This window comes from Hoeflea algicola, assembly GCF_026619415.1.
Lineage (GTDB): Bacteria > Pseudomonadota > Alphaproteobacteria > Rhizobiales > Rhizobiaceae > Hoeflea > Hoeflea algicola.
The window spans coordinates 4,501,061-4,512,359 of record NZ_JAOVZR010000001.1; the positions used below are offsets into that span (position 1 = coordinate 4,501,061).

An 11,299-nucleotide genomic window follows, 5' to 3' on the forward strand; every position below is an offset into this window, starting at 1 on the left:
TTTCGCCGGGTCAATTGCCCTTGTTGCGGTGATCCGGTAAAACCTGCCTGAAAATGGCCGGAATGTACGGCGACAAGCAGTTAGATTTCCCAATTGACGGTCTGAGACGGGACACAACGCATGACAATGAAGATTGAGTACCGCGCTGGCGTGATCATAGGCGCACTCATTGCCGCAAGCTTGACCCTGTCGGGTTGCCTGGGGCCGACCTATGGCACCGACAAGACTTCGACCGAACAGTTGGTGGATGACATCGGCAACATCGCCTCGATCGGCCAACCCAGGAAGGGTGCGGATATCGACTACAAACCGCGTCCGGACATCGTCAAGCCGGCCGAGACCGCGAACCTGCCAGTGCCGCAGCAAAGCGTTGTCGAAAACAACCCGGCTTGGGTGGAATCTCCCGAACAAACGCGCGCGCGTCTGGTTGCCGAAGCTGATGCCAATCCAAACAGCTCGACGTTCACTTCGCCCCTGGCCAGGCGGGGATCTGGTTCGTCATCCACCCGCGCCATCACGTCTGGCGGTCGGGCCGATGGTCCTCCGACCCCGCAGGATACGATTAATGAAGCCAGCAAGCGAAAGGCCTACCAGCAGGCGCGGAAAATCGAGAAGGGCGCCTATTCGGATCGGCGCCGGTTCCTGTCCGATCCGCCGCTGACCTATCGCAAACCCGCCGAGACAGCGCCGGTTGGTGAACTGGGCGAGCCCGAACGCGCCAAGGAGCGGCGCCGGATTTCCGAAGCCAAGAAGGCAGGCACCGGCAAACGTTCCTGGTGGCCCTGGTAATACTAATCAGCTGCCGGCTCAGCGCCGGCCTTGAAAGAAATCCTTGAGCAGCCGCGTGGCGTCGGTTGAGGCCAGGTCCGGGTAGATTTCCGGGCTGTGATGGCAGGTTGGCTGGTTGAAAAAACATACGCCGTTGACGACCGCCCCGCCTTTCTCGTCCTCGGCCCCGAAATACAGCCGCCGCAACCGGGCAAACGAGATTGCCGCCGCGCACATGGTGCATGGCTCGAGCGTTACGTAGAGATCGGCATCGATAAGCCGTTCGCTGCCGAGTTGTTGGGCGGCTTGCCTGATGGCAAGGATTTCGGCATGGGCAGTGATATCGTTGAGTTCGCGGGTGCGGTTTCCTGCACGCGCCAGAACCACGCCGTCGCGCACCACCACTGCGCCCACAGGCACTTCGCCGCGGTCAGCCGCAGCCCGGGCCTGTTCCAGCGCCATATCCATGTAACTTGTGCTGATCATGTGACGCCCCGGCGCATGAAACCCCTTAACCCCGTCCGTTCAACCTGATAGACAGCCATCCACCGCAGCATAAGCCTTTAAGCCGGAACCAAACCGATGAAATGCTTGTGCGCAAATAAAACGTGCTACAGCGGCCGTTTCGCGTCACACTTGGCGCGCGGCGCTGTAAAGGCAGGCAAACAACATATGACCGAACAAGACAAGCCCAAACGCGGCAAGACCCAATCCGAAGGCGCCGCAGCCGCGAGCGCCGAGAGCCCGGTGGAAAGCGGACGCATCGCCAAAATCCTGGCGCGCGTCGGCGTTGCCTCGCGTCGCGATGTCGAGCGGATGGTTGCCGAGGGCAGGATCAAGGTCAACGGCAAGGTGCTCGACAGCCCGGCGGTCGTCGTCTCGCTGGCTGACCGCATCGAGGTTGATAACGAAGAGGTCGCCGGCATCGAGCGGACCCGGCTGTGGGTCTATCACAAGCCCGCCGGGCTGGTGACCACCAACCGAGATCCCGAAGGCCGCAGAACGGTGTTCGATGCGCTGCCGAATCATTTGCCGCGGGTGCTGAGCATCGGTCGTCTGGATATCAACACCGAGGGCCTGTTGCTGCTCACCAATGACGGCGGGTTGGCGCGCACACTTGAATTGCCCGAGACCGGTTGGCTCAGGCGCTATCGGGTCCGCGCCTATGGCGATATCGATCAGGCGCGGCTTGATGCGCTCAAGGACGGCATTGCAGTTGATGGCGTACTCTATGGCGGGATCGAAGCCACGCTTGACCGCAAGCAGGGCCACAATGTCTGGATCACCATGGGTTTGCGTGAAGGCAAGAACCGGGAAATCAAGAATGTACTCGGCGCGCTGGGTCTCGACGTCAACCGCCTGATCCGTATCTCGTTCGGACCGTTCCAGCTTGGCGATATTCGCGAGGGCGAGGTTGTCGAGGTCAAGAGCCGGACCCTGCGTGAACAGCTCGGCGAGCGCATGATCGAGCAGTCTGGCGCCAATTTTGATGCCCCTTTGAGCGAGCATCTTGCTCCGCCGAAGCCCGACGCCAAACCCAAACCTGCGGCCAAGCCGGTCCAGCGCGAGTGGATTTCGAGTTCCGAGAAAACAGAACGCGCCCGCGCCCGGCTCGATACCAAGCCAGGCCGGCCCGCCCGTGACGGCAAGGATGCCGGCCGTGGCCCGGACCGTGACCGCAGCGAACGCAAACCCTTTGGCGACAAACCGGACCGGTTCCGGGGCGACAAGCCCGATAGACCCCGTGGCGACAAGCCCGAGTGGAGCCGCGGAGAAAAGCCGAGCGGCGGACGCAACGAGGAGCCTGGTGGCAAGCCGGCCAAGCGCAGTTTCGTCCAGCGCAGCCGCGCCACCAATGTGTGGATGGCGCCGGGCGCGCGTCCCGTCTCCGACGCTAAAAAGGGCGAGGGCGAGCGTGGCGAAGAGCGGCCGGCAAGCAAGTCTGGCCGTACCGACCAGCGTGCCGAGACCCGGCGCGGCAGCTTCCCCAAGGGTCGCGCCAAGCCGCGTCCTGACCGGGATGCCGGCGGCGAGGGCAAGCCCGGCCGTGACGCAGACCGGCCGCGCGGCAAATCGGCGGCGAGTCCCGCTTCCGGCAAGCCCGGCAGCGCTGGCGGGTTCAAGGGAACTGGCAAGGGACCAGACCGGGGGCCAGGCAAGGGCCCGGGTGGAAAGCCTTCGGGCGGTGAGCGTTCCGGCAAGCCGGCAGCTGGAAAGGGACGGGGACCGGGTGCGGATCGTCGGCGGTGAGTTTCGCGGCAGGAGCCTTGCCGCGCCAAAGACCCAAGCAATCCGGCCGACCACCGACCGGAGCCGCGAGAGCCTGTTCAACATATTAAGTCACGCCTATCCCGATTCCTTGAGCGAAACTCGGGTGTTGGATCTGTTCGCAGGCACCGGCGCGCTGGGACTGGAAGCGCTGTCGCGTGGCTGCCGCACGGCACTGTTTGTCGAAAGCGGTGTCGAAGGACGTGGCCTTATCCAGAAGAACATCGAAACCATGGGTCTGCAGGGCAGGGCGCGGCTGTTTCGGCGTGATGCCACCAAGCTAGGACCGTCCGGTACCGTCGGGCCTTTTGATCTGGTGTTTGCCGATCCGCCCTATGGCAAGGGCCTGGGTGATCGGGCGCTCGCATCGGCAGCCCGCGGCGGCTGGATCGCCGACGGCGCGTTGGTGGTGCTTGAGGAAGAGGCCGCAGCGGAAATCGTTCCCGGTCCGGCGTTCGCGCTGCTTGAAGACCGTGCATTCGGTGACACACATATGCATTTGTTCCGCTATACTGTTCAAGCCAGCAGCGGCGATGAGGGCATTGTCGCCAACGCGCTTGAAAGCGGACCTAAGTCATGACCGACATCAGCATCACCCGCCCCCCGTCGCCACCCCGTTCGGGTGATCCGACGGTGGCGATTGCCTTTGGCGGCGGCGGTGCACGCGGGTTTGCTCATATCCATGTGATCGAGACACTTGATGCCATGGGCATCAAGCCGGTGGCGATCGCTGGTTCATCGATCGGTTCGATCATGGGCGCTGCGATGGCCTCTGGCATGACTGGCGCTGAAATTCGCGACCACAGTCTCGCCACCGTCAGCAAGCCGGCAAGCGCGATCGGGCGGATCTGGAAAGCGGCCCATCCGCGCGGCGCCAAGGGTATCTTCGAGAGCGGCCTTCGATTGGGGCAGTTTGATATCGAGCGCATTCTCGAAGCATTGCTTCCCGACGCGGTGGCCCGCACTTTCGAAGAACTCAAGATCCCGACCAGGATCATGGTTACCGACTATTACGGCCACAGCGAAGTGGTTTGCGACCATGGTGACCTGCGCTGTGCGCTGGCTGCCTCCGCAGCCATTCCCGCCGTGTTCCGGCCTGTTCTGGTCGATGACCGGGTGATGATTGACGGCGGCATTTTCAATCCGGTACCGTTTGATCAATTAACCGGGCTGGCCGATATCATCATCGGCGTCGATGTTGTTGGCCTGCCCTCGGGCACGCCCGGTCAGGCACCATCGACCATCGACATGATGTTCGGCGCCAGCCAGTTGATGATGCAATCGATCATCGAGATGAAGTGCAAGACCCATCCACCGCACATCCTGCTCCGGCCGGAAGTGCACCGCTACCGGGTGCTGGATTTCCTCAAGGCCAAGGAAATTCTGGCCGATTCGGCCGGCGTTGCCGAGCAGCTCAAGCACGATCTCGACGCTGCCTTTACGTTTTCAGCCTAAAGTGTCGAGGCCTTGCCGCTGGTAAAGGCCGATTGTCCGGCGGGCGGCGTGCGAATCGGTATTGCGGTGCCAGCGTCGCCGCCGTCATGCGTGCCGATATTGCCGATCACCCGGAAACTGACGATCACCGCAGCAAGGCCAAACACCACCGCACCCAGACCATAGCCGGCAAGCGCACCCTCCGCGCCATACCAGTGGGCGCCGAGCCAGACGAATGGAATGACGCCCAGCGTCGAGCGGCTCCAGTTGAACACGGTCGAATAAAGCGCAAAACCGAGATTGTTGAACGCGGCGTTGGCGACAAACAGCATGCCGTTAAAGACGAAACTGCCGGCCACGAACAGGCAGAAGAAGACAATCACGTCGCGCGCAGCGCCCTCGGCGCCGAACAGGTCGGCGATCTGGTTGCGAAACAGCGCCAGTAGCGCCCACACCACCAGTGTGTAGATCATGATGAAAATCAGGCTGTCGCGCATGGTCGACATCAACCGATCGAACTGCCTGGCGCCATAATTCTGTCCGAGAATGGGGCCAATTGCGCCCGACAGCGCAAACAGCGCGCCAAAGGCTACGGGGATCAACCGTCCGACCACCGCCCATCCGGCGACAGCCGCATCGCCATGTTCGGCCATGGTGGTGGTCACATAGGTGTTGCCAACCGGTGTGGCGATTTGTGTCATCAACGCCGGCAGTCCGATTGCCAGAAAGCCCCGGAATTCCCGCGACATCATTCCGAGAGAGGGCAGCGCGATCAGATTGTGAACCCTGATCAGTCCGTGCAGGCCGATTGCCACCAGAACGAACCGCGAGATCACCGTTGCGATCGCCGCACCATGAATGCCGAGGTCAAAGCCGAAGATGAAGATGGGATCGAGCACTGCTGTCAGTGCGCCTGCGCCCAATGTCACATACATGGCGCGCTTGGCGTCGCCAACCGCATGCAGCAGCGCACCCAGACACATGCCGGTGCCCAGCACTGGCAGCGATGGCAGCACAATCTGCATGAATTCTGTTGCCAACTCCGCTGTCCGGCTCTGAGCCCCCATCATCCGGACCATCTCGCCCAGAAACGGAAACGCAATGGCGACAGTCGCGATCATCAAGATCAGCATATAGGCAATTGATGCCCCGGCGATTTCCCGGGCCTCGCCACGCTGGCCGCGGCCCAGTGCCCGCGCGGTCAAGGCGGTCGCCGCAATCGACAGTCCAATGGCAATCGAAGTGCTGAAAAAAAGCAGCGTACCGGCGTAGCCGATCGCCGCTGCCAGTTCCAATTGCCCCAGCAGCGAGATGTAAAACAGGTTCAGCGCGTCAACGATGAAGATCGCCACCAGCCCGATCGAACCGGTGGCGGTCATGGTGATCACATGTCGCATCGTCGAGCCGGTGACAAATTTCGCTTGCTGGACGTTGGCCCCGGTCATGACGTTGGTGGCCACGTGCCGGTCAAGAAGCGAAGACCTGTTCCAGATCTGAAAAGCCCTTGAACTCGAGGGCATTTCCCGAGGGGTCACGGATGAAAAGAGTCGCTTGTTCTCCCGGCTGACCTTCGAACCGGAGATTGGGTTTCATGATCCAGTCGATGCCTTCCGCCTGCTCAAGCCTTTGGGCCAGCGCCTTCCAGTCATTCATCTGCAAAACGACCCCGAAATGCGGGATTGGAACTGAATGCCCGTCAACCGCTCCGGAAGCTGCCGCGGGTGCAGCGTCGGCGCGCACATGCCCGGACATCTGATGGCCGAACAGGCTGAAATCGATCCAGGTCTCGGTAAAGCGACCCATCTGGCAGCCGAGCACCTCGCCATAAAAATGGCGGGTCTCTTCAATGTCGGAAATCGGAAAGGCGAGGTGAAAAGGCGTCATGAGGTGTCTTCCTTCAACCAGATACCAGGCAGGACCAACACGGTGATATCGGGTTTGAGCGGATTGTCCAGATGCTGGTTGGCGCGCTTCCCCAATCAATGCGCCCAATTATACTGGTTGGACAAGCTATTTTGGTCACCGGCGGAATGCAGCTTCGGCAATCTCGGCAGACATTGGTTCCTTGATGGCGACCAAGAAACGGCCGGGGAATTTCACCCCAGACCGGTGAATTGGCCGCTTCTCAGCGGCATGCCAGTTAATTCGCCGTAGCGTCCGGAACCACGTCCTTGGGAACATCGATCGAGATGTTGACATCGCTACCGCCGCCCAGAACGCCGGTGCTGTATAGATAGTATCCGCCAAGGGCGAGGACGATTAGCAGCAGCACTGCGACAAACCAACCTGCCCCGCCTGAACTGGTGGTGACAATTGTGGTGTCCCGTTCACGATTGGCCATCAGAAAGTCTCCTTGATAAAATCAGGGATACAATGCGCCGCGACCGGTTTCGTTCCCCGTGCCCATTCGGAAACACATATTCCGGCCGCGAACGCGCTCACGCCGGGTCGGAAACCTGGTGATCCCGCTCCGATGGCTTGTCGAGCCGTTCGGACTTGCGTTTGGGCTTGATCAGCGGCTCCGGAGTGACCGGTCTGGTCAGCAGCTTCTCCTGGCCGGCCAGCATTCCTGCCACCGCCTGCATGGCAAGCCGCTCTTCATCGCGGCGACGGATGTCGTGGCTGATCTCGAGCGCCTGCTCCTCCGCCGTGCCCAGCGCCTCGAGTGTCTTGCGCCCGAACACCATGCCCGATTCAAACGTCTCCCGCGCCTCGTAGTCGACGCCGCGTGCGCGTAGCGACAGCGTGTGGGTCCGGTCATAAGCGCGGGCGAAGATACGCGCGGTCGGAAACTCTGCCTGGATCATGTCAACGATCTTGTCGGTGGTTTCCTGCTTGTGGGTGCACACGGCGACGATTTTCGTCCGCTTGATGCCGGCCGCAATAAGCACGTCCTTGCGGGTGCCGTCGCCGAAGTAGATCCGGAACCCGAATTTCGAGGCGGATCTTATCCGTTCCGCGGAATGGTCGATGATGGTGACATCGGAGCCGCCCGCCAGCAGAATTTGCGAGGCGATCTGGCCGAACCGGGAAAATCCGATCATCAGGACATCGGCGCCCGCACCGGCGAAATCCTCGTCCATCTGTTCGGTGTCGGTATCGCGCATCACCCGCTTGGCAAGCACGGAGGCAACCGGTGTCAGCGCCATCGAGATGGTGACGATCGCCACCAGCATCGACGCAGTGCCATGAGAGAATACGCCTGCCGCTGCTGCCGCACTGAAAATCACGAATCCGAATTCGCCGCCCTGGGGCAGCAGGCAGGCAATCTGGATGCTGGTGTTGTGGCTTGAACCGAATGCCCGGCATGCACTGTAAATCACCAGTCCCTTGATTATCATCAGCACCGGCACGGCAATCACGAGCAGCACGATGTTGTCACCGATGACCGCCAGATCCACCGACAGCCCGACGGCCATGAAGAACAAGCCCAGCAAAATGCCGCGAAACGGCTCGATATCGGCTTCCAACTCGTGCCGGTAAGAAGATTCGGCCAGCATCACGCCGGCGACGAACGCGCCCATCGCCATCGACAGGCCGGCGAATTGCATCAGCATTGCAGCCCCGAGCACCACGAACAGTGCAGCCGCGATCATCGCTTCCTTGGCGCCGGTTCCGGCGATCAGTTGAAACAGCGGATTGAGCAGGTAACGGCCGGCAACAAGCAGTGCCACGATAGCGCCAACCGTGATCGCAATATCGGAGATGATCGAGCCGCCGCCATTGTCCGGGGCATGCGCAAGCAGTGGCACCAGTGCCAGGATTGGCACGATCGCCAGATCCTGGAACAGCAGGATCGAAAACGATTGCTGGCCATAGCGGGTGTTGAGGTCTCCGCGTTCATCAAGAATCTGGATTCCGAAAGCGGTTGATGACAATGCCAGTCCAAAGCCGATGATGACGGCGGCGGCCCAGGCTTGTCCGGCCAACGCCACCGCGGCGGCGGCGAGCAGCAGCGCCGAAAACAGCACCTGAACAAGCCCGAGGCCGAAAATATCGCGGCGCAATTGCCAGAGCCGTGACGGCTTGAGCTCGAGCCCGATGACAAACAGCAGCAGCACCACGCCGAGTTCGGCGAAATGGAGAATTTCCTCGCCGTCAGTAATTATCCGAAGCAGCGGCCCGATGACGATTCCGGCGGCAAGATAACCCAGCACGGTGCCAAGGCCGAGTTTCTTGAACAGCGGCGCGGCAACGATTGCCCCGCACAACAGAACAAGACCCTGCGTGTATAGGCTCACTTCGGCTACGGCCATTCATGGCGCTCCATCATTGGTTCCAGACGAGAGACAAGGTCATCCCGAACAGGTCGGGCTTGATGCTTGACCCTCGGGACAATACATGAGAGCCAAGTGAAAGGCGAAAAATCATGAGCGAAACAAATCAATCCGAAGGACTGCTGGCAACCGCCGAGCGCCTGATCAGCCACGCCCGCAGCGCTGGCGCCGACCAGGCCGACGCGCTGGTGGTGCGCCGCCGCTCGCGATCGGCCTCGGTGCGCAACGGTCAGGTGGAAAACACCGAATCGTCTGAATCCGACGCCTTCAGCCTTCGGGTGTTTGTCGGCCAGAAAGTGGCCACGGTGCATGCCGGCCAGAACGCCGATGAGGCTGCCCTTGCTGCGCGTGCGGTGGCCATGGCGCAGGTCTCGCCGGAAGATCCGCACGCCTGCCTCGCCGATGCCGACATGCTGGCCAGCGATTGGCCCGATCTTGATCTGTTCGATCCGACCGAGCCACCGGCAGAAGCCTTGATAGACGCCGCCAAGAAGGCTGAAGCCGCGGCACTGGAGGTTCCGGGTGTGAGCAGTTCCGTGGGAGCTGGCGCCGGCGCGGGCCTGTTTGGCATGGTGCTGGCCACCTCGCACGATTTTTCCGGTGCCTTCGAGCGCTCGGGCTTTTCCCACTCCGTCAGCGTCATCGCCGGCGAGGGCGTGAAGATGGAGCGCGACTATGATTTTGACAGTCGCGTTTTCTATGGGGACCTCGATGCGCCCGAACTCATTGGTCGCAACGCCGGTGAGCGGGTCGTCGCCCGTGTCAATCCGCGCAAGGTCAAGACCGGATCCAATATCAATGTGGTGTTTGATCCGCGCGTCTCGCGCGGGCTGATCGGCCACCTGGTGTCGGCCATCAATGGCGCCTCGGTTGCCCGCAAGACCAGTTTCCTCAAGGACATGATGGACCAGCAGGTAGCAATACCGGGGCTCACCCTGATAGATGATCCCTTCATCCGCCGTGGGCCGGGGTCGCGCCCGTTTGACGGCGAAGGCGTGTCGATGGGTGCGCTGACCATGGTCGAGGATGGGGTTCTCAGACAGTGGTACCTGACGACCGCCGTGGCCCGGGAACTCGGCCTTACCAGCAATGGCCGCGCCAGTCGCGGCGGCGGGGTTTCGCCATCGTCGACCAATGTGATTGTCTCTCCCGGAGAGCAGACCCGCGAGCAACTGATCGCCTCGGTCGGCACCGGCTTTTATGTCACCGAACTCATCGGTCAGGGTGTCAACGCGATTACCGGCGAATATAGCCGCGGCGCATCCGGTTTCTGGATCGAGAATGGTGAAATCAGTTTCCCGGTATCGGAAGTCACGATTGCTTCCAATCTCAAGGACATGTTCAAGCGCATGACGCTGGCCGACGACATCGACACCAAGTTCTCGGTCGCGGCCCCGACCATAGCCGTGGAAGGCATGACGCTTGCCGGTGATTGACCCCTACGCCGAAGACCTCGGACTTATCCTGAAGGCCTCGCACGAGGCCGCCGAGATCGCCATGCGCTTTTTCCGCAAGGATCCGGGCGTCTGGTACAAGAACGAGGGGCGCTCGCCGGTCAGCGAAGCCGATGTGGCAATCGACAGGCTGCTTCAGACAACGCTGCTCGCCGCCCGGCCAGACTATGGCTGGTTGTCCGAGGAGGCCGAGGACAACGAACTCAGGTTGTCCCACCGCCGGATTTTCGTGGTCGACCCGATCGACGGGACCCGCGCCTATGTCGCCGGTCGCAAAGAGTGGTGCGTCAGCATCGGCGTTGTCGAGGACGGGCTGCCGGTTGCCGGCGTGCTGGTGGCGCCGGCGCTCGGTGAGGTCTGGCAAGCGAGCCTTGGCGCAGGTGCCTTTCTCAATGGTAAGAAACTCGTATTCGACACCAGCGAGCAGGGTGCCGCGCCGCTGCGGGTCGTGGTGCCCGACATCGTCATCAAGCACATGCGTCCCGGAGCGGATGGCGCGGTTGACAAGGTGCCGGGCGGTCCCTCGCTGGCGCTTCGGCTGGCAGCCGTGGCTCGAGGGGATTTCGACGGCGTCTACATCCGGCCAAGTTCGAATGAATGGGACCTAGCCGCAGCCGATGTCATGCTTGGCGAAACCGGCCATCGGCTGGTGGATCTGCAGGGCGCGCGCATGCGCTACAACGCCCCCGATCCTTCTCGCGCATTGATGCTGGCAGCGTCCGAAGGCCAGCTTGCACAATTGCTCGAGCCTTTCCAGCCCGCCGCCGGGCATTGACCTTTCACTGGTTTTGACGCAAACCGCGCTCTGACTGACCGCAGCGTTTGAACGTGGAGTATTCCCATGGCAGAAAGTGAAGACAAGCAGCTTTTGCACCTAGTGTTTGGTGGTGAGCTCAAGGATCTGGATTCAATGGATTTCAGGGATTTGAACGCGCTCGACATCGTTGGCATCTATCCCAACTATGCCACTGCCCACCAGGCCTGGAAGGCCAAGGCGCAGATGACAGTGGACAATGCCCATATGCGTTATTTCATCGTGCATATGCACCGGATGCTCGACCCCAGCAGCGACAGCAAAACCAAGTCCTCGGACTGAGC

12 protein-coding genes are annotated in these 11,299 nt (G+C 61.5%); 7 read left to right on the forward strand and 5 right to left on the reverse strand.

Going from position 1 to position 11,299, the window contains the following annotated elements; all coding sequences use genetic code 11:
- Positions 1-120: 120 nt before the first annotated feature.
- On the forward strand, positions 121-789 hold the full coding sequence (locus tag OEG84_RS21830) for a hypothetical protein (protein WP_267655705.1): 669 nt from the start codon (positions 121-123) through the stop codon (positions 787-789).
- Between the two features lie 18 nt (positions 790-807).
- On the opposite strand, the gene OEG84_RS21835 is transcribed toward OEG84_RS21830, so the two are convergent.
- Positions 808-1,254: a nucleoside deaminase gene (locus OEG84_RS21835; protein WP_267655706.1), complete on the reverse strand. Its 447-nt coding sequence runs from the start codon at positions 1,252-1,254 to the stop codon at positions 808-810.
- A 186-nt stretch (positions 1,255-1,440) separates the two neighbouring features.
- Here OEG84_RS21835 and OEG84_RS21840 point away from each other — a divergent pair, with 186 nt between their 5' ends.
- From OEG84_RS21840 to OEG84_RS21850, 3 genes are read left to right on the forward strand one after another with little or no spacing between them, the layout of a single operon-like run.
- A complete protein-coding gene (locus OEG84_RS21840) occupies positions 1,441-3,018 on the forward strand; it encodes a pseudouridine synthase (RefSeq protein ID WP_267655707.1) in 1,578 nt (525 codons plus the stop codon).
- Positions 2,999-3,616, forward strand: coding sequence for a 16S rRNA (guanine(966)-N(2))-methyltransferase RsmD (gene rsmD / locus OEG84_RS21845; protein ID WP_267655708.1), 618 nt, complete (start codon positions 2,999-3,001; stop codon positions 3,614-3,616). The genes OEG84_RS21840 and rsmD overlap by 20 nt, the downstream gene beginning before the upstream one ends.
- Positions 3,613-4,491, forward strand: coding sequence for a patatin-like phospholipase family protein (locus tag OEG84_RS21850; RefSeq protein WP_267655709.1), 879 nt, complete (start codon positions 3,613-3,615; stop codon positions 4,489-4,491). Before rsmD ends, OEG84_RS21850 begins: the two co-directional genes overlap by 4 nt.
- On the opposite strand, the gene OEG84_RS21855 is transcribed toward OEG84_RS21850, so the two are convergent.
- From OEG84_RS21855 to OEG84_RS21870, 4 genes are all read right to left on the reverse strand, one after another.
- Positions 4,488-5,930 (reverse strand): MATE family efflux transporter, encoded by a 1,443-nt coding sequence (locus tag OEG84_RS21855; RefSeq protein WP_267655710.1) that lies wholly within the window; start codon positions 5,928-5,930, stop codon positions 4,488-4,490. The genes OEG84_RS21850 and OEG84_RS21855 overlap by 4 nt on opposite strands.
- A gap of 7 nt (positions 5,931-5,937) precedes the next feature.
- Positions 5,938-6,354 carry a VOC family protein gene (locus OEG84_RS21860; RefSeq protein WP_267655711.1) on the reverse strand — a complete coding sequence of 139 codons (417 nt, stop codon included), beginning with the start codon at positions 6,352-6,354 and terminating at the stop codon, positions 5,938-5,940.
- Between the two features lie 256 nt (positions 6,355-6,610).
- Positions 6,611-6,811, reverse strand: coding sequence for a hypothetical protein (locus OEG84_RS21865; protein ID WP_267655712.1), 201 nt, complete (start codon positions 6,809-6,811; stop codon positions 6,611-6,613).
- A gap of 97 nt (positions 6,812-6,908) precedes the next feature.
- On the reverse strand, positions 6,909-8,726 hold the full coding sequence (locus OEG84_RS21870; protein ID WP_267655713.1) for a monovalent cation:proton antiporter-2 (CPA2) family protein: 1,818 nt from the start codon (positions 8,724-8,726) through the stop codon (positions 6,909-6,911).
- A 113-nt stretch (positions 8,727-8,839) separates the two neighbouring features.
- On the opposite strand from OEG84_RS21870, the gene OEG84_RS21875 reads away from it, so the two are divergent.
- The 3 genes from OEG84_RS21875 (at position 8,840) to OEG84_RS21885 (ending at position 11,297) form a co-directional block, all read left to right on the forward strand.
- The gene (locus tag OEG84_RS21875; RefSeq protein ID WP_267655714.1) at positions 8,840-10,183 is read left to right on the forward strand and encodes a TldD/PmbA family protein; all 1,344 of its coding nucleotides are present in this window, start codon (positions 8,840-8,842) and stop codon (positions 10,181-10,183) included.
- The gene (locus tag OEG84_RS21880) at positions 10,176-10,976 is read left to right on the forward strand and encodes a 3'(2'),5'-bisphosphate nucleotidase CysQ (RefSeq protein ID WP_267656289.1); all 801 of its coding nucleotides are present in this window, start codon (positions 10,176-10,178) and stop codon (positions 10,974-10,976) included. Before OEG84_RS21875 ends, OEG84_RS21880 begins: the two co-directional genes overlap by 8 nt.
- 66 nt (positions 10,977-11,042) lie before the next feature.
- On the forward strand, positions 11,043-11,297 hold the full coding sequence (locus OEG84_RS21885; protein ID WP_267655715.1) for a DUF4170 domain-containing protein: 255 nt from the start codon (positions 11,043-11,045) through the stop codon (positions 11,295-11,297).
- The last annotated feature ends 2 nt before the right edge of the window (positions 11,298-11,299 follow it).